The organism is Ureaplasma urealyticum serovar 8 str. ATCC 27618, from assembly GCF_000169535.1.
GTDB classification, from domain to species: Bacteria; Bacillota_I; Bacilli_A; order Mycoplasmatales; family Mycoplasmoidaceae; genus Ureaplasma; species Ureaplasma urealyticum.
On record NZ_AAYN02000002.1, the window covers coordinates 848,241 to 873,729 of the forward strand.

24 protein-coding genes and 1 tRNA gene are annotated in these 25,489 nt (G+C 26.6%); 1 reads left to right on the forward strand and 24 read right to left on the reverse strand.

Annotated features, from left to right (window positions below; translation table 4 throughout):
* The first annotated feature begins 12 nt into the window (after positions 1 to 12).
* On the forward strand, positions 13 to 786 hold the full coding sequence (gene nusG / locus UUR8_RS03370) for a transcription termination/antitermination protein NusG (protein ID WP_004025703.1): 774 nt from the start codon (positions 13 to 15) through the stop codon (positions 784 to 786).
* 704 nt (positions 787 to 1,490) lie between these two features.
* Here the strand turns inward: nusG and UUR8_RS03375 are convergent.
* The 24 genes from UUR8_RS03375 to rpmH all read right to left on the reverse strand — a co-directional run bounded on the left by UUR8_RS03375 (position 1,491) and on the right by rpmH (position 25,333).
* On the reverse strand, positions 1,491 to 2,828 hold the full coding sequence (locus tag UUR8_RS03375) for a DEAD/DEAH box helicase (protein WP_004025616.1): 1,338 nt from the start codon (positions 2,826 to 2,828) through the stop codon (positions 1,491 to 1,493).
* The gene (locus UUR8_RS03380) at positions 2,818 to 4,440 is read right to left on the reverse strand and encodes an MATE family efflux transporter (RefSeq protein WP_004025529.1); all 1,623 of its coding nucleotides are present in this window, start codon (positions 4,438 to 4,440) and stop codon (positions 2,818 to 2,820) included. Before UUR8_RS03380 ends, UUR8_RS03375 begins: the two co-directional genes overlap by 11 nt.
* 466 nt (positions 4,441 to 4,906) lie before the next feature.
* A complete protein-coding gene (locus UUR8_RS03385) occupies positions 4,907 to 6,472 on the reverse strand; it encodes an MATE family efflux transporter (RefSeq protein WP_004026191.1) in 1,566 nt (521 codons plus the stop codon).
* 166 nt (positions 6,473 to 6,638) lie between these two features.
* Positions 6,639 to 7,286 carry a deoxyribose-phosphate aldolase gene (deoC, locus tag UUR8_RS03390; RefSeq protein WP_004026118.1) on the reverse strand — a complete coding sequence of 216 codons (648 nt, stop codon included), beginning with the start codon at positions 7,284 to 7,286 and terminating at the stop codon, positions 6,639 to 6,641.
* Positions 7,287 to 7,298: 12 nt separating this feature from the next.
* Positions 7,299 to 9,263, reverse strand: a complete 1,965-nt coding sequence (locus tag UUR8_RS03395) for a transketolase (RefSeq protein WP_004026126.1) — start codon at positions 9,261 to 9,263, stop codon at positions 7,299 to 7,301.
* Positions 9,264 to 9,305: 42 nt separating this feature from the next.
* Positions 9,306 to 9,569 (reverse strand): HPr family phosphocarrier protein, encoded by a 264-nt coding sequence (locus UUR8_RS03400; RefSeq protein WP_004026187.1) that lies wholly within the window; start codon positions 9,567 to 9,569, stop codon positions 9,306 to 9,308.
* 102 nt (positions 9,570 to 9,671) lie between these two features.
* On the reverse strand, positions 9,672 to 11,270 hold the full coding sequence (locus tag UUR8_RS03405) for a phospholipase D-like domain-containing protein (protein ID WP_004025877.1): 1,599 nt from the start codon (positions 11,268 to 11,270) through the stop codon (positions 9,672 to 9,674).
* A 137-nt stretch (positions 11,271 to 11,407) separates the two neighbouring features.
* Positions 11,408 to 11,496 (reverse strand) — tRNA-Ser (locus tag UUR8_RS03410).
* Positions 11,497 to 11,585: 89 nt separating this feature from the next.
* A complete protein-coding gene (trxA, locus tag UUR8_RS03415; protein ID WP_004026009.1) occupies positions 11,586 to 11,906 on the reverse strand; it encodes a thioredoxin in 321 nt (106 codons plus the stop codon).
* A 27-nt stretch (positions 11,907 to 11,933) separates the two neighbouring features.
* Positions 11,934 to 13,970 carry a type I DNA topoisomerase gene (topA, locus tag UUR8_RS03420; RefSeq protein WP_004026228.1) on the reverse strand — a complete coding sequence of 679 codons (2,037 nt, stop codon included), beginning with the start codon at positions 13,968 to 13,970 and terminating at the stop codon, positions 11,934 to 11,936.
* A 72-nt stretch (positions 13,971 to 14,042) separates the two neighbouring features.
* Entirely contained in the window at positions 14,043 to 14,753 is a 711-nt protein-coding gene (locus tag UUR8_RS03425; protein WP_004025584.1) for a DNA-protecting protein DprA, read from the reverse strand.
* A 51-nt stretch (positions 14,754 to 14,804) separates the two neighbouring features.
* Positions 14,805 to 15,629, reverse strand: a complete 825-nt coding sequence (gene ylqF, locus UUR8_RS03430; RefSeq protein ID WP_004025730.1) for a ribosome biogenesis GTPase YlqF — start codon at positions 15,627 to 15,629, stop codon at positions 14,805 to 14,807.
* A gap of 11 nt (positions 15,630 to 15,640) precedes the next feature.
* The gene (locus UUR8_RS03435; RefSeq protein ID WP_004025625.1) at positions 15,641 to 16,081 is read right to left on the reverse strand and encodes a hypothetical protein; all 441 of its coding nucleotides are present in this window, start codon (positions 16,079 to 16,081) and stop codon (positions 15,641 to 15,643) included.
* 37 nt (positions 16,082 to 16,118) lie between these two features.
* Positions 16,119 to 16,790 carry a thymidine kinase gene (locus UUR8_RS03440; protein ID WP_004025969.1) on the reverse strand — a complete coding sequence of 224 codons (672 nt, stop codon included), beginning with the start codon at positions 16,788 to 16,790 and terminating at the stop codon, positions 16,119 to 16,121.
* 6 nt (positions 16,791 to 16,796) lie between these two features.
* On the reverse strand, positions 16,797 to 17,903 hold the full coding sequence (gene ychF / locus UUR8_RS03445) for a redox-regulated ATPase YchF (RefSeq protein ID WP_004025983.1): 1,107 nt from the start codon (positions 17,901 to 17,903) through the stop codon (positions 16,797 to 16,799).
* A gap of 16 nt (positions 17,904 to 17,919) precedes the next feature.
* Positions 17,920 to 18,789, reverse strand: a complete 870-nt coding sequence (gene fba / locus UUR8_RS03450; RefSeq protein WP_004026097.1) for a class II fructose-1,6-bisphosphate aldolase — start codon at positions 18,787 to 18,789, stop codon at positions 17,920 to 17,922.
* A 2-nt stretch (positions 18,790 to 18,791) separates the two neighbouring features.
* Positions 18,792 to 19,274, reverse strand: coding sequence for a DNA-directed RNA polymerase subunit delta (gene rpoE / locus UUR8_RS03455; RefSeq protein WP_004025977.1), 483 nt, complete (start codon positions 19,272 to 19,274; stop codon positions 18,792 to 18,794).
* A gap of 50 nt (positions 19,275 to 19,324) precedes the next feature.
* Positions 19,325 to 20,542, reverse strand: coding sequence for an HD domain-containing protein (locus UUR8_RS03460; protein ID WP_004025541.1), 1,218 nt, complete (start codon positions 20,540 to 20,542; stop codon positions 19,325 to 19,327).
* 7 nt (positions 20,543 to 20,549) lie between these two features.
* A complete protein-coding gene (gene gltX / locus UUR8_RS03465; RefSeq protein ID WP_004026196.1) occupies positions 20,550 to 21,998 on the reverse strand; it encodes a glutamate--tRNA ligase in 1,449 nt (482 codons plus the stop codon).
* Positions 21,988 to 22,785 (reverse strand): 4-(cytidine 5'-diphospho)-2-C-methyl-D-erythritol kinase, encoded by a 798-nt coding sequence (locus UUR8_RS03470; protein ID WP_004025775.1) that lies wholly within the window; start codon positions 22,783 to 22,785, stop codon positions 21,988 to 21,990. The genes gltX and UUR8_RS03470 overlap by 11 nt, the downstream gene beginning before the upstream one ends.
* A gap of 21 nt (positions 22,786 to 22,806) precedes the next feature.
* Entirely contained in the window at positions 22,807 to 23,652 is an 846-nt protein-coding gene (rsmA, locus tag UUR8_RS03475) for a 16S rRNA (adenine(1518)-N(6)/adenine(1519)-N(6))-dimethyltransferase RsmA (RefSeq protein ID WP_004025835.1), read from the reverse strand.
* A 1-nt stretch (position 23,653) separates the two neighbouring features.
* Positions 23,654 to 24,805 carry a membrane protein insertase YidC gene (yidC, locus tag UUR8_RS03480; RefSeq protein ID WP_004025520.1) on the reverse strand — a complete coding sequence of 384 codons (1,152 nt, stop codon included), beginning with the start codon at positions 24,803 to 24,805 and terminating at the stop codon, positions 23,654 to 23,656.
* A 19-nt stretch (positions 24,806 to 24,824) separates the two neighbouring features.
* The gene (gene rnpA / locus UUR8_RS03485) at positions 24,825 to 25,181 is read right to left on the reverse strand and encodes a ribonuclease P protein component (protein ID WP_004025778.1); all 357 of its coding nucleotides are present in this window, start codon (positions 25,179 to 25,181) and stop codon (positions 24,825 to 24,827) included.
* 5 nt (positions 25,182 to 25,186) lie between these two features.
* Positions 25,187 to 25,333 carry a 50S ribosomal protein L34 gene (gene rpmH, locus UUR8_RS03490; RefSeq protein WP_004026213.1) on the reverse strand — a complete coding sequence of 49 codons (147 nt, stop codon included), beginning with the start codon at positions 25,331 to 25,333 and terminating at the stop codon, positions 25,187 to 25,189.
* Positions 25,334 to 25,489: the final 156 nt, after the last annotated feature.

The following is a 25,489-nucleotide window of genomic DNA, read 5'->3' on the forward strand; positions in this document are numbered from 1 at the left end:
AAGGAAAAAATTATGGCATATAAAATTAAAGATTTAGATTCTAAATTATTAAGTGACTTAAAAATTGATTTAAATCATACGCATCAATGATATATCGTAACGGTTGTAAGTGGTAATGAACAAAAAGTTATTGAAAACATTAAAGATAAATTAAATGGTTATGGATATGGCGATAAATTATCAGATTTAAAAATTATTAAAGAAAAAATTAAAGAAGTTAAAATTTACGAACCATCAGAAGCGCCACGCTCTATGAAAAACCGAGCTAATACAAAATGAGAAACAATCGTTGTTGATGGTGTTACAAAATATCGTTGTACAAAAATTAAAGAAGGTAATAAATTTAATGGTTATATCTTCTTAAAAGCTGAAATGACTGATCAAATTTGATTCTTAATTCGTAATACTCAAATGGTTACAGGCCTTGTTGGTTCTTCCGGAAAAAATGTTAAACCAATTCCAGTGCCTGAAGATAAAATTTTAAAATTAATTGCTGATAATGATGCAAAACGCGCTTTAGTAAATTTGGATGAACAAACTAATAGCCAACAAAATGTTGTAGTTGTTGAATCACATGAAACTGAAGATCTTCCTAATTTTGAAGTTGATCAACAAGTAAAAATTGTTGCAGATACCTTCTTTGGTGAAATTGCTAGAATTGCTAAAATTGATCAAAACAAAAAAGTTGCAACTGTGGAATTTGAATTCTTTGGTCGAATTAACACATTAGATTTAAATTTCAATGATATTCAACCATACGATGAAGAAGCTGAATTAGAAAATTAATAAAAACTAAAAACACCTAAACACTTTAAAAGTGTTGGGTGTTTTTTTTTTTTTTTTGAGAAGGTATTTTTTAGAAAAAAATTAAATAAATATAGGTAATTTATTATGAAAAATTAAACTCTCATTACTCGTTAAAAAATAAAAAAGTTGTAAAGGAAGAATAAAACATTTTAATTTATATTATTTAAAAATAAACTTTGAAAGGAATTATAAGAGAGAGAAAATAAAACTTAATTTAAAAAATATAAATACAATAAAGATTATAGAGTGGTTTGAGAGAAAAAATGCTATTACAATTTAAAAACTACTTACTTAATGAGAAAGGATATGTATTTTTACGACTATAAAAAATTACAAGTGAGAAACATGAGAAAAGTTTGCTTAAAAAAGAAAGAGAAAACAAAGGAGTCAAAGCAAACTATTAAGGAGGGTTAGTCTTGATGTTTGTTTTTATTTATGAATAAGTTTATTAGTTTTGTGTAAATTTTTTGAACTTATGGACAAAGAGAATGGAGACTAATAAACTTTTAATAGCATAATGAGAGTTTTAAAATGAATATTTTTTATTAAAATAGAGATTAAAAATATATTAACGTATGATTAATATCGAAATGTTTTTATGTAATTTAAACGAATTCGATGCATATAAGTCTTACGAGCTTTTTTACCTTATATGCATTGTTATTATATTATTTTTTTTAAATTTATTGACTATTTTTTAATTTATATCCACGAATTCGATGAGCATTCATTTTCTTTTCAATATGAGAACGCTTGTTTTTTTGATTGATTTTTTGAATCGCTTCTTTAATTTTCTTTTTATAACCTGGTTTAACTTTAGTGCTTGCTGTTGCAATTACTTTTTTAATTTCATTTTGGGTTTCTAAATCATGGAATTGATTCTTTTTCTTAAATACAAATTGTTTATCAACTAATTCGTTTTGTTTAATAAATTTATGATGGAAAACAATCCCTTTTTTTGATAAATTTAATAATTTATCATGATCTTTTGGATCATAAAGCACATATGATTCACCACTATATTTACCACGACCACTTCGGCCTGCACGATGAATATATCATTCATTTTCAGAAGGTAAATTTCAGTTAATGATGTGGCTTGCACCATCAATATCTAAACCACGACTTGCAATATCTGAGGCAACAACATATTGAAATTTATTATTTTTAATATCACGATAATTATTTTTTCGTTCACGTTGAAGTAGTGAACCATGTAAAATACAAACATTTTTATTTTGTTCAACTAAATACTTATAAATTAATTCAACTTCTTTTTTTGTATTAGCAAAAATAATACATAAATAAGGTTTAATTGTTTTCATAATTGTTGATAACGAATGTCATTTATCATGATTATGAACAACATAATGTGTTATTTTTTCATTTTCATAAATTGAATTGCTAATATTAATAATTTTAGTGTTTTTAAAATATTTCTTTAATTGAATAGATAACATTTCGTGTAATGTTGCACTAAAACTAATTTTTTGAACATTAGTATTGATAAATTGTGAATTAATAAAATCTAGTTCATTAACAAAACCCAAATCCATTAGCATATCTGCTTCATCAAAAACAAGAGTATTAATACTTCGTAAGTCAAGTACTTGCGATGATAAAACTTGTTTTAAACGTGTTGGAGTTGCAACAATAATATGAGCTTTATTTAATTGTGAGTTAATTTGTTTGTCAATACTTTCACCACCAATTAACATTTTAATTTGTAAAAGGGGTTGTTGTTTTTTAAAAAGAGCAATTTTACTAAAAATTTGACGAACTAATTCGCGTGTTGGTGCAATGATAATAGCTTGTAGTTTTTGCGATAAATCTAAATTATTTAAAATTGGCAAAGCAAAAGCTAAAGTCTTTCCTGTTCCTGTTGGCGCAATACCAATAACATTTTCTTTTTTACTAATTAATGGTATAGCTTTTGTTTGTATAGGAGTTGGTTCAAAAATCTTTTGATCAGCTAAAGAATCAAGGATTCATTTTTGATAATTATTATCACTAAATTTCATTCATCACACCTTGTGAATTAGTATTAATCACTTTATTTTCTATTTTTGATTCTAATTGTTTTTTTGGCTTTTCTTCTTTTTCATTACCAATTTCAGAAGTAATTTCTTTTTCTTCATCAACTAAATTTTGTGCTCAATTTGTCTTTTTAAAGATAACTATAGCCATAATTAATTTAGAAATATTTTGAGATTCCATGATGAAGAATAAAAGCACAACATGTAAACGATCACTATAATTTTCTGGAACATTAATATGTGTTACACAACCCATAATAATTAATCAAATAAAAGTTGATAAGCAATCGATTGTTAATAATCAACGACTACCACCACCACGAATACAGAAGTAAATTACTGAATATGGACCTTGTGTTAGAACAACCATAATTACAATTCATTCTAAATACATTGCAATTGTTGCAGTATGTGCTGCTTGTTTTAAACCTTGTTCTGTATAATCTAGAGGTGGGTTTAATAATTGGTTCACAAATGTTGATAGAATTAATAAAATAATTCCTATGCTAACCCCTACAACAATACCTCAATTAATTAATTTTCGTGTATTTTCTTTTGCCAAATCATGTTTATTAGCACCAAGATTAGCTAATACTAAAACAGCAACTGTTGATGCAGCTCCTGGTCAAATCAAGTTAGTAAATTGAATAATTAAAGTAACTGTTGAAATTGCATCACGATGATCTTGACTATATCTTGTATAGAACATTAAAATGATTGTTGTACCAACTGAGAATAAAATTTCATTAACTAATACTTGTCAACCATGAATAAAAATTAGTTTAATAACTCTTTTACTTAATTTTAAATGGTTAAAGAAGTAGTATGGATAACTCTTGCGGAATAATGTTAAAACTAACATAATGCCAGCATCTATACATCTAGCAATAATTGTAGCAATAGCCACAAATAAAATTGCTTCAAAGGGTCTTGTTGCACAATATTTAATTAACACTGGGTCTAAGATAATATTAACTAACACCGCAATTGAACTAGAAATCAATGGCATAATGGCATTGTTGTGTTGACGATAAGCAGTCGCAATTGAGAATGTAAACATGTAAGGAATTAAAGTTAATGATTGTCAACGTAAATAACTTGCTGCTCAATGATTTGTTAAATCATAAATACGTTTTGCTTCTTCAGAAGCTGAATCATCTAAAGTATTTCCTGAATATAATTGAATCATTTCTAGTGGTACTACCATATAAATAATGACAAATATCACTACTACAATGGAACCAAACAATAACATAAAGTTTATTGTTTCCTTAAATCTTAAATAATCTCTTTTACCATAATATTGTGCGGCTAAAATTCCTGCCGCTGCTACAATAGCATAGAAAAAAATTGTTGGTAAGAACATCAATTGTGTTGCTAACACTGTTGCAGTTTTTGCAGCTGCCCCCATATTATCAGGTGTAAATAAAGCAATGAAAAGACTATCAAAATAGTTAACAGACGATAAAATAATAACTTCAAGAATTGCTGGAAAAAATAACTTAGCAGCGGTTTTCATGAAAACTTTGTCGCCAAACTGATTCGTTAACCAATTTACTTTTGTTTTTCGTGATTTTTTAAAAAAATCGAAGCGCATATGTTTCTCCTTTAAAATGCTTTTAGTTGTTTTCTAAAAGATAAATGAATGAGTTTTTATTTAGCTTCAATAAATAATCTATAACGACTTTTTAAACAATCATTTTTATAACTTATAATGTTTTGACTTAATTTTTTAAAAATTATCACGAAAAACTCATTATTAATATACGAAATGTGATAATTTTTTTGGTTTGTAAACTAAAAAGTATAAATCAGGTATTTATACAAATGAAAATAGCATCATTGTTTTGAAAACTATTTATCTTACAACCACGTCCATCCTTAAATCAAGTTCAACTATTTTTAAATATAACGTTTCGTAATAATATAAATAGAAAAGTCTCAAAAGAATGACACTAGTATATAGAAATGATAGCAAAAATTGGCCTCATTTTTTCAAAAAAAGATAAAAATGTTCCTTTTATTACACATGTATTATTAATTTGTTTTCATTTTTAAATATTTTATTTATTTTTATTGTAATTAAATGCAAATGTTTGCATATTATTTATTGTTTTTAATTGATTAGTGTTAATTAAATTTTTAGCTCAATTAACTTTTGAAAATAAGATACTTACAAGAATCATTTTTACTAATCAATTAGATTCAAGTAAAGCAAATGTTAGAACATGAGGAATTTTAGGATGATATGCAAATGTACTAATTAAAGCAAACATTACTACTCATGTAATCATGACTGAACTATCATTAATTGATCCATAAATAACTCCAGCACCACGAATACAATTATTCATTGCTGCATATGGGCCTAAAATAATAATTTCAGCAACTAAAACTCATTCTAATTGAGTTGCTAATTTTGCTACTTTTTTAGCATGTTCAATATCAACTAGTGAATTTGATAATGGCGGATTCAATAAAGGGTTAATAAAGAATGATAATATAAATAATATAATCGCTAAAATGCATGCAATAACAAGAGATCAAGCAATTGTATAACGTGAGTTTTGTTTTGCAGCACTAATTTCATTTCTTCCTAAATGTGAAAGTACAAGAACAGCTACAATAGTATTCATTCCTGGTCAAATTAATTTCGTAAATTGTGAAATTAATAAAGCAGTTGAAGCAGAAGCACGAATATCAGGATGGTATTTATATAAAAACAATGATAATAGAATTGTTGAAAGTGAAAATATAATTTCATTAACAGCAATAAATCATCCACGTTTAAAAATGTTTTTTAGCAATCGTCATGTTAAATTTCAATAATTAACAACATATGTTGCACGTTTTTTAAAAATAAACACACATAATAAAACAATAGATAAATCAAAACCACGTGAAGCAATTGTTGAAAACACAGCTAACATAACTGCTTCTTCTGGTGTTTTAGCGACTAAAATCATTAAAACTGGATCTAAAATACAATTTAAACAAAGAGCTGCAATACTTCCAAATAAAGGAATGGTTGGTCGTGCATCCTGGCGATGAGCAATGGCAAATGGATACGAAAAAGCATAAAAACATTGACCAATCATCGCATATTGTAAATACATTGATGCTCATTTATTAACTTTTTCAAAGTTAGCTAATTCCTCTGGTGTAATTTTTGAGAGGTCTTTACCAAAATTACCAATTGATCCAGCGTATGTTGTTACTGATCATTGTGGAAAACCAATATAAGCAATTAAAAAAGGGATATTTAATACTACTGAACCTAAAATCATATAGTTTATTGTTTCTTTAAACTTATGATAATTTTTACTTCCTAAATACTGCGAACTATAAACACTACACGCATAACAAACAGCCACTGTAAAAATTGTAGGTAAATATAATAATTGCGTCGCAAGAATTGTTGCCGTTTTAGCATCTAATCCTTGTGATTGGGGCGCGTATGTTGCTAAAAAAAAGTTATCAACATAAGCAACAACAGTTATGATAATGTTTTGTATAATTGCTGGAAAAAATAATTTAAGTGCTTTCTTAACAAATTCTTTATCGCCAAATATTTTTCTAAAATTCAATTTAAAAAAACTATTTTGTTTTTTATTAATTAAACAACTCAAGAAAAAAATCACCACTTTCATTTAAACATAATAAAAAGCACAATAATTATTATAGTGTAATTTTTGGAACAATAGGACTTTTATATACTTTTTAAAGTAATATTTCTATTTTAGATAAATAAAAAAGGTTTTTAAGCAACTAAAAACCTTTCTCTAAAAATTTAATTTATTGATTATTTAATATTTTGATGGCTGATGAAGTGCCAATTCTTGTTGCTCCAGCATCAATAAAAGCTTTGAAATCATCAAGATTTTTAATTCCTCCAGCAGCTTTAATTTGTTTAGCATCACCTAATATTTGCTTTCATAAAATAATATCCTCAAGTTTTGCTCCTTCTTTAGCAAAACCAGTTGATGTTTTAATAAAATCAGCATCTGATTCTAAAATAATTCTAGCTGCAAATTCTTTTTGTTCTTGATCTAAAAGTGCTGTTTCAACAATCACTTTTAAAACTTTATCACTACACGCTTTTTTAACTTCATTAATTTCTTGTAAGCAATATTCACGATTAGCACTTTTTAGTTGATTAATATTAATAACCATATCAATCTCATCAGCACCTAAAGCAATGGCATTTCTTGTTTCAAAAACTTTTGTTTCAATTGTATTAGCACCTAGTGGAAAACCAACAACTGTACAAATTTTTACAGGTGTTTCTAATAAATAATGTTTGGCAACTTTAATAAAACAAGGGTTAATACAAACTGAGTAAAATTCATTTTCTTCAGCTTCTTCGCATAAATTGTGAATTTCATCTAAACTTGCATCAGGTTTTAATAAAGTGTGATCAACGTAAATACTATATTTATTCATAAAAATATTTCCTTATTTTTTATTTAAAAGTTGATTGATAATGTTTTCAACACTAAAACCAAATTCGTGCATTAATTTATTACCATCTGCGCTACGCCCAAATTGATTAGCAGCAATCTGCATAAATTTATTAGTATAAACTGATAGTTTTCATCAAAGCATTTCGCTCGATGCTTCAATCGCTAATAAACCATTTTTTGAACTTACTAAATTTTTAATAACTTCAGGTTTTTGTTGTAAAAATAAATTTAAGTTAAAAGCTGAAATAACTTTAACTTTTAATTGATGTTTTTCAAAAATTTCTTTAGCTGCATCATTTGCTAAACTTACTTCACTACCTGAAGCAATAATTGTGTAATCAGGATTTTCACTAAAAGAAAATGGCGAGTTAATAATGTATGCACCTTTAGTGAAATCTTGTGGTTTTTGTTCATTGATTTGTTTAATAGCTTGACGTGAAGTAACTAAACAAATTGGTTTTTGTTTTTGTTTAAAACTATATGATAGAGCATGTTTGACTTCATAATGATCAGCAGGGCGAATAACTTCTACATTAGGAATTGCTCTTAACATTGGCAATTGATCAACTGGTTGATGTGTTGGTCCATCTCCACCAACAGCATAACTATCATGACTAAAAATAAATAAGTTAGCTAAATTGCTAATAGCAGTTAAACGAATAGCAGGTTTCATATAATCAGAGAAGGCTAAAAAAGTTCCCCCAATTGCTTTAGCACCTTGGTGCAAACTAATCCCATTCATAGCTCCAGCCATGGCAAATTCACGAATCCCAAATTTAATGTATGGATTTTTATAATCATCATTAAAAGCGTTTTCGCCAATTTTTGTAAATGTTGATTTTGCTAAATCAGCTGATAAAACAAGTGCTGATTTAAGATCTTTAAGTTGAGCAAAGTATTGTTTTAAATAACTACGAGTTGAATCACTTAAATTAACAATCTTGTTTTCATCTAACATTTTATTTAAATCTTCATAATTTCCATTAATGTAATTTAATAAACGTTGCATTTGTTCAGGATTTGTTTGCATATATTGATCAACTAATTGTTGTCATTGATTATATGCACTTTCACCACGAGCGACAACATTAAAAAAGAAATGGTCAAAGATTTCTTGATGAAATTCAAAATTATTAGTTTTTGTGTGAAAACGTTTACCAAATTTTTCTAACTCTTCTTTAGATATTGCTGCAGCATGAGCTTCATTACTATTTTCAAATGATGTTCCTTCACCAATAATTGTTTTTACTTCAATAAATGTTGGTTTAACATTTTTCTTTCATTTAGCTTCAGCAATTGCTTTAAAAATATTTTCGGGATTATTATCAGTTTTTAAATAATTTCATCCCATTGATTCAACACGCATTTTTAAATCTTCAATATTTACATCACTAACTGCTGAATCTAATTGATAATCATTTGAATCATGTAGAATAATTAGTTTTGATAATTTAAGTTTCCCAGCAATACTCATTGCTTCATAACTAATCCCTTCTTGTAAATCACCATCACCAACAATGCAGTATGTATAATGATCAACAACACCTTTAAGGCTGGCAAATTCTGCTCTTAAATAACTTTCAGTAATTGCCATACCAACTGCATTAGCAACACCTTGACCTAATGGACCAGTTGATGCATCAATATAATTATTTGATAAAACTTCAGGATGACCTGGTGTTAAATGATTGTCATTACGAAAGTTTTTAATATCATCAAGTGTTAATAATGATGAAAAATAAAAAACAGGATATAATGCCATTGATCCATGCCCAGCTGATAAAACTAAACGATCACGATTAAATCATTTTGGATGTGATTTAGAAATAGTCATTAATCCTTTATAAAGAGTATAAATAATGGGCGCAGCAGAAATACTCATTCCACTATGCCCTTGATTTGCTTTATTAATAGCTTGTAAAGCAAGTGAACGCATTGCGTTAACATAACGATTCATATTCTATAATCTCCACTAAAAAAATAAAGATATTTAATATATTTAAATTAATTTTTGTTCAATTAAAATTTCTTCTAATTTATTAATTGCTTCATTTGCATCATTACCAACAGCACTTAACTCGATTTTTGTACCTTGTTTAATACCTAAAGCCATAATGTTAATAATTGATTTAGCATCTGCTTGACGTCCATTCGCTTTAATTGTAATTGATGAACTAAAATCACTTGCTGTATTAACAAAATAAGTAATCGCTTTAATAAACGTTGATAATTCTGCTACAATAGTAAATTCTCTCGATATCATATTAAACCTTTTTCATAAAATATCATATTTGATAAAATGTATTTTAATTATATTACTTATAGCCTTATGTTAATGCCTTATATTGTTAAATAGTGGTTTTTATTATAAAAGTAGCTGAAAGATATTGACAAATATTGTTTGAACTAGTTCACTAAAAGTGAATTTATTATCTAAATCTTCTAAATGAATTAACTGTGAATTACGTAAATATTGGTTAAAAACTTCAGTGATTTCTTGGTTAACTTGTAATGAATAAACTGTTAATAAGGACTCATAATTAATTACTAGCGCACGATTGTCAAGATTATAAGAACCTAACAATGATATATCATCATCAATTAAAATTGCTTTAGTGTGTAAAAAACCACTATATTCATAAATTTGAACACCAGATTTAATTAATGATTCGTAACTTAAACGATTCATTGAAATAATAAAACCTCATGAATCAACACGACCAGGCAAAATAATTTTGACTTTTATTCCAGCGTTTGATGCAGCTTTAAGACCAATTAAAATGTCTTCTGTTGGGAATAAATATGGTGTAAAAATGGTAATAGATTTTTTAGCATTAGCAATTGCCATAACTAAAATTTCATTTAAAGAACTAGTTGATTGATCAGGTCCTGTATGTAAAAGTGTTGTTAAGGTTTTATTTTTAACATCATCATTTACTAAATTGTTTTCATCATATGCTAAATATGGTTGGGGATGCATATTATTAACAACATCATTAAAACTATTTGTTTTTGAAAATGGTGTATAGTAGTATCAATCATGAATAAACTCCAATAAAATTGTGTGCACAATTCCACCTGTTAAAATATAATTCAAATCAACTCAATGACCAACTTTAGCATCAATATTTAAATAAGAATCACCAATATTAGAACCACCACTAATAGCAGTTTGTCCATCAACAATTAAATATTTACGATGAGAGCGAAAATTAATTGTACTTCTAAATTTATAATCAGCTCGTGCTTTAAAACAAGCAATTTCTACATTATTATTAATTAGTTGTTCACGATATTTTTTAGGGAATTTATTTAGTGTTCCAATTGGATCGTATAAAATGTATATTTTAACGCCTTCATTACTTTTTGCGATTAACTCTTTAACAAGCGATTGTAGTCAACGACCATCTTCAATAATGTAATATTGTAAATAAATTGTTTTTTTAGCGCTTCTTATTAACTTAATGGTTTGTTCATACATTTCATTTGCTTCTTTAATAATTGTAATTTGATTATCACAATAAATGGGCGTACGGAAAAGTTGATAATTATAAAGACCAATTTTACGAATTAAATCAAGGCCATTATTACTAAAATTCATGTTTTGAAAATTATGATAAAATTCATAATCTTCATATTTAAAAAGCACACGTCGATTAGCAATAATATCATTAATTCTTTTATCTTTAAAAGGGCGCGATCCAAAAATTCAAAATAAAATAATTGAAATAATTGGTAAAAATAAGAAAACAAACAATCACGATTTTTTAGAACGGTCTTGACGGTGTTTTGAAGATAAAATATATAAACCGATTGTGGTATTTAAAATATAAAATGATATTAAAATATCTGTAACAATTGCTGTTGGTCGATGATGAAAATATGTCGCTACTAGCGCAACATTAATTATTAATAACACACAAATGAATGTTATGATAAATTTCGCTAGAATTCTTTTTCTCATTTTTTATTTTTATCCTTATTACAAATAAAATTATACATGTGTTTTAAAATTAAAAATAGACTAGAAATATACAATAATTATTAATTCGTTCATATATAAATAAAAAATAGGGTTTGATCCCTATTTTTAGTTATAAATGGCGGAAACAGTGGGATTCGAACCCACGCGCCGCGGAACGACCTAACACCTTAGCAGGGTGCCCTCTTAACCACTTGAGTATGTTTCCAAAATAATTATTGCTTATGTATATAACTTATTTATTATAGTAAATAATAAGCAATAATGCAATAGCTAAACAATAATAAATTTTAATTATTAAATTGAACGTAATTTATTAACTAATGAATTTTCGTCAATAAATCCTAAGCTATTTGTTTTAATTTCTTCATTCTTTACATAAAATAAAGATGGAATTGATTTAACTTGATATTGTGCAGATAATTCTGGAAAATGATCAACGTTTACTTTAATAATAGTAAATTCATCACCGTATTTTTTTTCAATTGAATCTAATACTGGTGAAAGCATACGACAAGGCGGGCATCAATCAGCATAAAAATCAATTAAAACTGGTTTTGAATGATTATCTTTTAGTATTTGATTTAAGTTTTGGTTGTTTTCTAATTTAATTAACATAAGATTTTCCTTTTTGTATTTTATATATTATTCTTGATCAGAATTGTTTTTATCATTATTTGATTCATTAACATTACGAATGTAGTTACATTGTGGATAACCTGTACATCCAATAAAGTATTTATTCTTACGATTCTTACGTTTAATTAATGGTTCTGAACAAGTTGGACATAATTCATCAAGAATTTCTGGTTTTTCTAATGATTCTGTAAAACGACAGGTAGGAAAGTTTGAACAGGCAATAAATTGAGCATTTGTTCTAGATCTTTTAATCACTAAATCATGTTCACACATTGGACATAATCGATTAATTTTTTCATCTGGAACTTTTTCAATTTTAGTATAAGCTTGTTTTACTTCTTCTTCAAAAACAGGTATGAAAGAACTAACTAAATCTTTTCAAAATAATTCACCATTAGCAACAACATCTAAACGATCTTCCATTTTAGATGTAAATTTAATAGAAATAACTCGTGGGAAGGCTTCTTTTAGTTCTTGAATAACTTTAATCCCTAACTCTGTTGGAATTAGTTTTCCTTTTTCTTTATTAATATAACCTCGAGTTGTTCCAATCGTAGCCATTGTCGCATATGTTGATGGACGACCAACACCAGCATTTTTTAATGCAGCAATTAAAGATGCTTCTGTGTAATAAGGTGGTGGAGTTGTTTCTTTTTGAACCAATTCAATGTTTTCTTTTTTAAATTCATCACCAACATTAATAACTGGTGGTTGAAACTTTAATTCATCACGTTGTTTTTTATAAAAATCTAAAACTCAATATCCTAGAGTTCTAATTGTTTTATATGATGTATAAAATTTATATTCATTACTAATGAAACGAATAACTTGCTTATTAAATGTTGGAACTTTCATTAATGCAGCTAAAGTTTTGTTTCAAACTAAATTATATAATTTGTAAATATCTGCTGAAACATGCTCTTTAATTTCTTCAGGTTTTAAGTTAATGTCAACAGGACGAATTGCCTCGTGTGCATCTTGTACATTTTCTTCTTTTTTATTGATTTTTTTATTCTTAAAATTTTCTAAATAATCATTACCATAATTATCTTCAATAAATTTATTAGCTTCTAATAAAAAATCATCGCTTAATCGTTCGCTATCTGTTCTTGGATAAGTTATTAAAGCTAATTGTTGATTATTAATTTCTAAACCCTCAAACATTTGTTGGGCTACTAGTGTTGTTTTATTAGCACTTCAACCGAAATTATTTGACGCCATTTGTAGTAATTTATCAGTTGTTAATGGTAATTGAACATCCCCTTTAGTGATTTTTAAATCATCAACATTATAAACTTTAAAAATATCGCCTAATTCATCAATAACACGTTGAGCATCTTTACGATGTAAAAATTTTAAATCACTATCGCCATTCTCTTTTTGATTATATAATTCAACGTCGTATGGAACTTTTCTTAAAGATACAAAAATATTTTTTTCAATCGTTCCTTCAACTTGGTATCATTCTTCTTTAACAAAAGCTCGTCGTTCTAATTCTCTTTCAACTACAAATAATAAAGCAATTGATTGCACTCGTCCAGCTGATAGACCATGCAGATTTTTTTTAACTAATCCAGAAAGTTTATAACCAATAACTCGATCTAAAATTCGTCTTGCAAATTGTGAGTCCACCAAATTAAAATCAATATCATGTTTTTCGTCAATTGATTTTAAAATTGCTTTTTGTGTGATTTCATTAAAAGTAATTCTTCTAACACGTTCTTTCTCTTTTTTTGGTAATAAATCATAAACATGTCAACTAATAGCTTCGCCTTCACGATCAGGGTCAGTTGCTAAATAAATATTATCTGATTTTTTTGCTAAATCTATGATTGCTTTTATTTGTTGTTTTTTTGATATTTTTTTATTTGTTGTTTTGATTATTTCTCATTTTAAATCATAAGTTTTTGGATCGTATCCTGATTTTTTAGCAAGTTCGCGTAAATGGCCACCTGTTGCTATTACATTATATCCATCACCTAAATACGATTGAATCGATTTAATCTTATTTGGCGACTCTACTACTATCAAATCTTTTTGCATTTTTTCTCCCATTTATTATAATCATTTGCTCGTTTTAATCATTGTAAATAATTATAATATTATGTTTCTTGTTTAATTTATTAATTTTGTGTTTTTAATAAACTGATAAATACGATTAATGTATTTAGGATAAATTGTGTTTGGTTTAGTTAATTTTTTATCTAATAGCACTAAATCTAATTGACAATCTTTATATTGATTAAGAAGATAATCATCTATTTGATATAGTTCATTAACACATAAAATATGATCACTTGATGCGCATGCAAGGCGTTTTAAGTCTTGTTTCGTTTGACTACCATTATAATCTTTTGGAATTTCGGATATAACACTTACATTACAATAATTTAAATATTTAATATTTTTAGAACTATAAATCCCTTCATTACTAATAATGCAAATTCGCGCTTTAAGAGTGATTAAACGATTGATTAATACATCCAATATGGCATTATCATAATAGATAACAAAGCCATATCCTGCTTTTATCAAAGTTAGTATATCATAATTTGAGATTGCATTTTCATAATCTATTAATCAAATATTTTTCTTATCAAGTCACTCAATAGTTTTTGAATAGTATAAAATAAATGGTGGTTGATTGATTTTTTTATATTTATTTGGATATTTTTCATCTGTTAAATCAATAGCTTTTAATCTTTCATATTCTTCATTTTCTAATAATGAATGCTCATTTTGTTCTTCGTGATTTATTAATGCTAAATAAATTTTTAATCAATCACCTTTATACTTCAAACTAAAATAATGTGTTAAATAATTCAATGATATCACCTCATTAAATTAATTAGTATTAAACAATTTATTTTAAAAAAATTATTGGTCATAATTAACTTTACAAATTAATCCATTACAAAAATCATTAAATAAGTTTTCATAAGCTCTTGAATAATCAAATTCATTATTTACTAATTTATAGTTATATAATTGGCAAATATAATCGATAAAATCTTCAAAATTCATTACTTGATTTATTTTATATCTTATAAATAAGTCCTTTTGGTAATTTTTTAAATAAAACTCATAAGCAAAACGAATAATTGCTTCTAATTCCAGAACTTCTTTTTTAATACAATTAATTAATGTTAAAACAAAACCATCACGTTCTTTTTGAATGTCTTTTAAAAAAATTCCAGGAGTATCAATTAAATAAAAATGTTGATTAATTTGACGAATACTTTGTGTTTTAGTAACACCGGGTCTATTTTCAACTTTTAAGGTTTTTTTAGGAGCTAAAAAATTAATTAATGAAGATTTACCAATGTTTGGTAGTCCAATAATCATGCCAATAAATTTAGGATTAACTAAACCTTTTTTTTGATATGTTTTAATCTTTTGTTCAAATAATTGATATAAATGTTTAATAACAAGATTTTTATCATTAACTTTCTTAGTTGAAATTAATAAAAAATCATTATTAAAATTAGTGTTTCAATCACTTAAATCAGCTTTATTAGCTAAATTAATAATTGGTTTTGAAGCAATTTGTTTTATTAGTTCATTATTACTTGATGTTATTGGACATCGTGCATCAACTAATTGAATAAAAAAATCAACATTTTTAAGATTTTTTAAAATCTCATCTGTTGCTTTTTTCATGTGTCCAGGAAATCAATTAATTTTTTTATTAATAATATCCATAATATTAAATTCTATACATAATCATTAAAAGATGTTAAATATTCATAAATTTGTTTTTGTGAATATTGGCTTTTTTGTTTTTTACTAAAAGAGTAATAAGCTAGTTTAAAAAATAAGAATGGTAATTTTTTAATTGGCTTTTTAGGAGCGTATTTATTAATTTTTAAAACTAAATAACTTGCTGTACTATTGTGAAAAATAATTCACAAAAAAGATACAATGGTAATAGTTAGCATTAAAAAACTAATACAAGCCAAAATAGCAAAAGTTAAACATTTTTGATGATTTAACAATTTATTATTGTAACCATAATTTAAAACTAAAATTAGACTTACAATAAAAGAAATTAATCAAGTAGCTAAAAGAATGCTAATAAAAATATTAATAAATTTGTACTTAAAATATAGTTTGTTTGTTAAATATTCTTTTAATTCTTCTAAAACTATTTTCAAAATTTGTTCCTAACTATTTAATAATGATTAAATGTAATTATACATTTTTATTACGTTTTTTATTTTTGAAAAATCTAATAAATTCTTCAGAATTAGCATTCAAATAAGGGCGATTAGGTACTTTATGATGATGACGACAAACAGCAGAATAAAACTCTTGGCAACCAATTTTTACAATTTCATCATCATAATTAGCATATTTACCATCAATCTTTCGTAATGAGTGCGTTGCTTCAGCGCCACATTCATTACAAATAGCTGTTAATTTTGTAATTTTATCAGCATAGGCAAAAAGTTTAGCAATAGGACCAAAAGGTTCGCCTTTAAAGTTTTTATCTAATCCTGAAATAATCACAACAAAACCATTTTCAGCTAAAATGTTTGCAACTTCACAAATTCGATCATCAAAAAATTGAACTTCATCAATACCAATAACTTTTATTTCATTATCAAAATTATCTGACATAATATAACTTAAAATTTCAGGAGCATTTTCAACTTCAATTGATGGTAATGACGTTCCTGTTCGTGATTTAATATTTTGTGTTGATCTAGTATCAATTCTTGGTTTAAATACTAGATATTTTACATCTGCATACTCTAAACGATGTAATCGTCGAATTAACTCAGCTGTTTTACCAGCAAACATTGGACCTGTAATTAGTTCTATTCATCCTACTTTTTTTGAGAATGCATGTGCTTTAGCCATAAAACCTTATTTCGTCACATTAAATCTAAAATTGCAAATATCGCCATCTTTCATTAAATATGACTTTCCCTCCATTCTAACTTTTCCCGCTTCTTTAACTGCTTGTTCACTACCTAATGAAACTAAATCATCATAGTGCATAATTTCAGCTTTAATAAAACCTTTTTCAAAATCGCTATGAATGATTCCTGCGCATTCTGGTGCACTCATTCCATCCATAAATGTTCAAGCACGTACTTCTTGCTTTCCATATGTAAAATAAGTTTTTAAATTTAATAAATCATAAGTTTGTTTAACAATTTCATCTAAACCTGTTGTTTGCATTCCTAATTCTTGAATAAACATTGCTTTTGATTCTTCATCTAAAATACTAATTTCATATTCAATTTTAGCTGATAAAGCAACACACTTAGCATTATTTTCTTCAGCATACTTTTTAATTTTTAAATATTCGCTATTTAAATCTGGATTTGAAATTTCATTTTCAGAAATATTAGCAATATATAAAACTGGTTTTAGTGTAATTAAATTAAATGAGTTAATTATTTTTAACTCTTCTTTAGTCAACTTAACACTTGATGCTAATCGTCCTTGTTTCAATGCTTGTTGAACATTAAATAAAATAAGATATTCTTTTTTAGCATCTTTATCACCTGAGTCAGCCTTTTTTTTGATTCGACTAATTCGTTTTTCAACAATATCAAGATCAGATAAAATTAGTTCATAATTAATAACTTCAATATCTGCTAAAGCATCAATCTTATTGTGAACATGAGTAATTGATTTATCATCAAAGCAACGAACAACATGACAAATAGCATTAACTTCACGAATATTACTTAAGAACTGGTTTCCCAAACCTTCACCTTGTGATGCCCCTTTAACAAGTCCTGCAATATCAACAAATTTAAAAGTAGTAGGAACTATTTTGTCAGGAATAACTAAACTTGCTAATTTTTTTAAACGTGAATCGTTAATATTAACAATTCCTACATTAGGTTCAATAGTCGCAAAAGGATAGTTGGCTGCTTCTACTTTTGAATTTGTAATTGTATTAAATAATGTGGATTTGCCAACATTTGGTAAACCAACAATACCTGCTGATAATGCCATTTTATTTCTCCTTCATTTATGCTTTATTTAAACTATTAAACTTAGTGAATTTTTCAATAATTGTGTTTTTAATTGCATCAACACCATAAGCTAAAACTTTTCGTGGATCATATTGTTTTGCTGCTACTAAATCCCCAGCTTTTATTAGATGATCTTGTAATGCATTTGAAAACGCAATTTGGCATTCAGTATTAATATTAATTTTTGCCACACCTAAACTAATTGCTTTTAGAATTTGTTCTTCACTAATTCCAGAACCGCCATGTAAAACGATGGGTTTATTAACTTTTATATTAATTTCTTTTAATAAATCAAAATTTAAACCTTTTCAATTTTCAGGATATAAACCATGAATATTACCAATACCACACGCTAACATATCTATATCTAGTAAGCACATTTGATAGCAATCATTAACATTAGCTAATTCGCCCTCTGAAGTAATGCCATCTTCTGTTCCACCAATTGAACCAACTTCAACTTCTACTGAAACGTTTTTTGATTTTGCAATTGCTAAAAGTTTTTTTGTGTTTTCAATATTTTCTTGAATAGAAATTTTTGATCCATCATACATAATTGATGAATAACCAGCGTCTATAGCTTTTATACATCCTTCATATGTACCATGATCTAAATGTAAACAAACAGGAGTTTTAATATTCATTTGTTTCATTAAATTAACTACCATTGCATAACAATTATCATAACCACCCATGTACTTTACAGCGCCTTCTGATGTTGCTAATAAAAGGGGTGAGTTTGTCTCTTGTGCTGCTAATAGTGCTGCTTTAATTCATTCTAAATTATTAATGTTAATCGCAGCAATTGCATAATGATTTTTATAGGCGTTTTGAACCATTTTTTTTGCGTTAACTAATGAAAACATTTTTATTCTTCCTCTTCTAATTCCTCTTCATCTTCGATTTCATCTTTATCAGAAGTGCTATTAGTTTTGAATTCTTCCTCTTCATCGTCATAGCCTACAAAATCAGATAAAGAACTTTCTTCATCACTTTCTTCTTGTTCTTTAGATTGTGTTAATTTATCGTTCTTCATCATTTCGTGTTCGTCTTCTTCACGATCACTATCTTTATATAAACCAACTTCATACATCGCATTGTTGATTTTTGTAATTTCATCTAATGACAAACGCTCACGTAAATTTCATTCTAAATCACCAATTGAAATAAAACGTGTATCTTGGATTAATGTTGTATATAAATCACCTAATTGTGAATTAACTTCAACTAAGTTAACATCACTATTTTTAACAATTTCGTCAATGATATTATCAAAGCTAAATGTTTTTTTATTATAAATTTTATTGTTTTTTATCGCATTATAAGCAATATCAACTAATTGACGGCTCATATTAAACTCCTTGTGTTTTTTAACTCTTTATATATTTAATATACTAGTAATTATTTTAAAGGTTTGTAGTAAAAAATTCATTTTTTTATTCGTGGTTGCTTAATTGATTTTAAAGCAGCAATAATTAAACTTTTATCTTCAAGTTTTAATAATTTAATTTCATTACTTTTATCTTCTGTATACAAAAAGACTGGATCATTAAAGTCATAGAATTGTTTATTAGAAGTAATTGTTTCATAAAAATATTTCTTGTGAATAATTTTTTGGTTTTTTGATTCGTTTTTACCATACTCATATTCAAAAGTTACAAAGTCTTTGTTTTGTAATCAATTTGTTGCTAATGTTTTTAAAATAAAATCGTCTTCAGTAGCTAATGACCGCATTAAAGCTGTAAATGAATAATCATCTAAGGCTTGAACACTAGCTATATCCCAATTTTCATCAGTTAGTCATGACTTTAAAATCATTAATAACTGTGGATTTTTAAATTGATAATTTTTATGTTTTTGATATAAATAATACACTCTTGCTAAAGCTTTTTTCATTAAGATGTCATAAGTGGTTGGTGTTTTATTTAAATAAACATTTTCAAACATACTTCAACGTGAAATTAGAATATTTTCTAAAGCATTTCAAGAATATTTTGAAAAACACAAACGGTCTTTAAAAACAATCGCTTTTTTAAAGATATTATCATAATCAATGTTTCCATATTTAGTTCCAGTAAAATGTGAATCACGTGGTAAATAATCTAAGCGATCAGCATCAATTTGAGATGAAATTACTTGTTGCATTCACATTTTCTTTGATTTATGATCAATCACATTAGCAACATCAATCGGATTAATATGATGTTTAAGTAAAATTTTATTAATATCGCTTTTAGGATCTGTAATGATCATTTGACCAATTTTTTCATGATCATAATTTGTTGCATATTCAAAAGTGTGTGAAAAAGGACCGTGGCCAATATCATGTAATAAAGCGGCTGCACAAACAATTTTTTTATTATTAGCTAAATCTTGGGTATCAGAATCAATAAATTTTAATGAATCTAAAAGCTTTCTTGTAACTTCAAAAACACCAATACAATGAGTAAAACGTGTATGCGTAGCACTCGGGAAAATAGACCAACTTGATCCTAGTTGCTTAATATTATTTAAACGTCAAAACTCTTTTGTCTTAATTAGCTCATAAGCTCATTCATATTGCTCATCAAAAGAGATTAAACCATGAATAGGATCTTTTATAAAAAAATTTTTTACCATAACGCAACTAACCTAAAACTTTTAAAATACTTTGTAAATTTTTTAATACATTTTCACGTCCTAAATAATAAATAGTTTTCGCTAATTCAGGACCATGCGAACTAAACGTTGTAGCAATTCGAATCGGCATGTATAAATTAGCACCTTTATTGTTTGTTGTTTTTTGAACTTGCTTAATTACTTCTTTGATTGATTGTTCATCAAATTTTTCACTAACTATTAATTGTTCATAAAAAACTTGTACAACATTTGTTAGTTGATTATTTTTAATATGATTTACATCTTCTTCTAATAATTGTTTATTAGAATTAAATTGTTCATCAACTAAATTAATTAATTGTTTTAAATTAACAATGTGTGATTTAAATAATAGTGCTTTATCAATGAAAGTAGTATCTTTTAAAACTAATTCTTTTGTTAGTGGATGAGTCTTAACAAAATCAATAAATTCATCTTGTGAAATATTATTAAAGTATTGTGTTGAAAATCAATTCATTTTATTAATATCAAAAAAAGCAGGTGATTTTGATAAATTATTAACATCAAAATTCTCAACCATTTCTACTAAACTCATAATCTCTTGATTATTTTTTGGACTTCAACCTAATAATGCTACAAAATTAGTAATTGCATGTGGTCAATAGCCATCTTTTTCATAATCAGATACGAATTGTTTTAAAGCTAAATTACGCTTTGATAATTTTTTACCTGTTTCATCAACAATAATTGATAAATGACCATATTTAATTTTAGATAAATCATAATTTAGCGCTTGCGCAATTGCTAATTGATAAGGCGTATTAGAAATATGTTCTTCGCCACGAATAACATGCGAAATTTGCATTTCATAATCATCGATTACAACAGCGAAATTATACATTGCAATTTTATTTGACTTTAAAATAACAGGATCGGTTAAAGCACTGCCTGGAATACTGATTTTACCCCGAATTAAATCATCTCAACTATACTCGTTGTTTTCATCAATTTTTAAACGAATTGTATATTCTTTATTTGCTAATAAATTGGCTTGAATTGTTTGTTCATTTAAATTTAAACAATGACGTTTATATTTAGGTGTTTCATGTAATTTTTCAGCTAATTCACGATCAGCATCTAATCGTTCTTTACTACAAAAGCAAAAATAAGCTTTTTTTTGTGCAACTAAATCTAAAGCTAATGCTTCATAATGCTTTAGTTTTTGTGATTGAATATATGGTCCAAATGTTTTAGGATTACGAATTGATTCATCAGCAACAATTCCCATTCATTCTAAAAAATTAAATTGAGAATCAATTCCACCTTCCACATTTCTTTCAACATCAGTATCTTCAATGCGAATAATGAAATCACCATCATAAGCTTTAGCTAATAAATAATTAAACAAAGCGGTTCGCGCTCCACCAATATGTAAATAACCAGTTGGTGATGGAGCATAACGTGTTCTAATTTTCATGAATAACTTGATTTTCCTTATCTTTTAATTTTATGCAAATAAATGAGCTACCTGCTCCGCTTAAAATTGTATAAAAACCCTCTCTCAATAATTCGTTATATTTATATCTAATATTAGGATATAACTCAAAACAATGTTCTTGTAAATCATTATATATATTAGTTACAATATTCTCTTTTAAATTCTTAATAATTGTTTTAAAGTTATTTTTAATAACATGTCATTGATTATCATCAAATTTTTCAAACACTAATTTTGTGTTTACATTAACATTCATTAAATGAACTTCATAACTTAATTTAAATTGACCACTCAAATCTTCAAGCGTACTACCACAATCACTTACATAAGCTGTTTTATAACCTGATAAAAAGAAGGGAATATCAGCGCCTAGTTTATTAACAACATCTTTGTAGTTAATTTCTTTAATACCTTCAAGTTCTAAAATAGATTTCATAATAACTGCAGCATTTGATGAACCTCCACCTAATCCTGCTCCAATTGGTATTCTTTTTTTAATGTTAATTCGGTAGTGGTTTTTAATGCGATAAGTTTGGCGAATTCATTCTAATGTTTTATAAACTAAACGACTATAAACATAGATTTCATTTGTTTCATTATAGTAGTGCACATCATCAACGTTTTTGTCAATTTTAATAATTTCAATGTCATCATAAACGCTTTCAACAAGTATAAAAATTGATTCGAAATCGTGTTTTGTAATGTTTTTTCGTTTTTTGTAAACACTATATCCTAAATCAATTTTTGCGAATGATTTTACTTTCATAATTTGACCTACAGCTTAATTTTATTCATTATTTGATTTATTCAAATAATTAAAGAGTTCTAAAAACATTTTTGGTTCAATATTCTCAGCTCGTAAATTCATATCTAAATTATAATCAATAAACATTTCATTAACGAGTTTTATATCATAAATATTAGACAAATTATTTTTTAACTTCTTACGTTTGTTTAAAAAACAAATCCGTAAAAATTTACTTACTTGTTCAATATCAAAATCAACTTTATTATGAAGGTTTTCAAGATGAATAACAGCACTTTGTACTTTTGGTTGTGGATGAAATTCCTTTGCATTTACTTGAAAAAGAATCTTTGTCTTACAAAATAGTTGAACTAAAACAGTAAAAGCATTATAACCACGTGTATTTACTTTAGCACCAATACGTTCAGCCATCTCTTTTTGAACCATAATATAAGCATCATTAATTAATTTTGATTGAATAATTTTCAAAACTATTTTTGAAGAAATTGCATAAGGAAGGTTTGCAACAACTTTAATTTTTTGATTTTTTTTAGTGTTGGTGTAATCTAAGATTAATTTATCTAAATCTACACATAACACATCATTATTTATTATATGAAAATTAGGTGCTTTTATGTATGTTTTTAAGTGCGCATATAATCTTTTATCTAATTCAATAGCCACTAAGGTATCTGTTTTTTGAACAAGAAGCTCAGTAATTGCTCCTCATCCTGGACCAATTTCTAAAATTAAATCATCTTTACTAATATTTGCCACATTTACAATTTTGTTTTTTATCTCATTAGACAACAAGAAGTTTTGCCCCATTTTTTTTGATGGAACAAAACTTTCTTGCTTGAGTTTATTTTTAATGACTGTTTTATTCAAGTTAGCTAATTCCTAATTTGGCAAGTTTTGATTCAATTCTTGTGGCACTATTTGAACGACGTTTCATAATAATAACGTGAATAATATATGATTGTAAAATTGTAAAGATTGCGTTAAAGAATCAATATAAACCAATCCCTGAAGCAGAAATCGCTACTACAACAGCTAAAACAATCGCAATAATGTTTTGTGTCATTCGCACACGTTTTAATTGTTGTTTGTTTTTAGCACCAACAGTTGTTGCACTACGATTTCGTTTCTTAGCTAATAACTGTGGTATTTTTTGCGATAAGATTTGCACTGGAATAATGATTAATAAGAAGAAAATATAAGGTCAACCTGAAGTTGTAAAGTTTGAGAAAATCTCAGAAATAGGCGTCGCTGATAAGTCTCAAATGTAGAAGATACTAATGAATTTAAGTGGTCTTAAAATTGTAACAACACGATAAATAATTAAAAAGATCGGTAAAGTAATAATCATACTTTCAAATGGCGCTAAAGGTTTAACATTATGTTTTTGATATAACTCTTTTGTTTCCATTTGTTTCTTTTGGCGTGATTGCATGTCTTTTGCGTCTTTATATTTAGCATTGATTTCAGCAATTTTACCTTGAATTTCAGAGATTCGCTCCGTTTGAATTGTAGCACGTGCTGAAATTAACATTGTAATTACACGAATAATTAATAAAATGATAATCAATCCTAAAATAGCATTTAAACCAGCTGGTCAATCTCTTGTTGCATACATAAAATGTAATAAAATTTGTGCGATTGGCCATACGAATAAAGCATAGAAAGGTCCATAATCAAACGAGAAGTCTGACATTGGATATCAAGGTCCTGTCCCTGAATAAATTAAATCAAATCGAATGTCATTAGCGCCAAGAATAGGATCTACGTGAAATCCTAATTCAAAACCATTACCGACAACAGTAGAGTTAATTGTTCAATGATTAGCCATATTTTGAAAGCAACCATATAAACCAATACCCAAGAAGAACGTATAAACAATAACTTTAAAAACTTTTAATAAAATGTTTAAAATCTTTTTCCTACGTTCTTTTTTTGTTGAATTCGCATTTGATGCGCCAGCAAAATGTGAAACAGAAATTCGCATTCTATTCATTAGATTTTGTTTATCAACCGATGACATTTATACCTCCTTTTTAAAATTATTTATTAATTTTATTTTGTTTATGCTTACTAATAATTGTTTGAAGAATTTTTTTAATATTATCACAATTTAAAACAAAAGAACCATCAATAAACGATGGTTTCACTAAGACTACAATATCATAACTTTCAACTAGAACATTAGCAGCAATAAATCATGCTTTAATTAGGCGTCGGATTCGATTGCGTTGCGTTGCTAATTTAAATTTTTTTTTAGAAATGCTTATAGCTAAGCGAACTTTTTTTAGATTGGTCTCACAAAAATAAACTACAATGTGATTAGAATGAATTTTTTGTTGTTTTTTAATTATATTAAGTATATCTTCATTTCTTTTTAGACTAATAAAATTAGCCATAAAAATTATTTTTCACCAGAAACTGTTAGACTATGACGCCCTTTAAGTCTTCTTCTAGCTAAAACATTACGTCCATTTTTAGTTTTCATACGTGCACGAAAACCATGCACTTTTGCTCTTTTACGATTATTTGGTTGAAACGTTCTTTTCATAAATCCACCGCCCTCTTACTTTTTGAAAACATAATATGGAGATATTATAACATTTTCATGCTTTTTTATTTAATATAATTTTTCAAAAAAGTCAATGATATTTTTTTAAAAATAAACATATATAATAAATAATAGGATAGAGGTCGTTTATAGAAA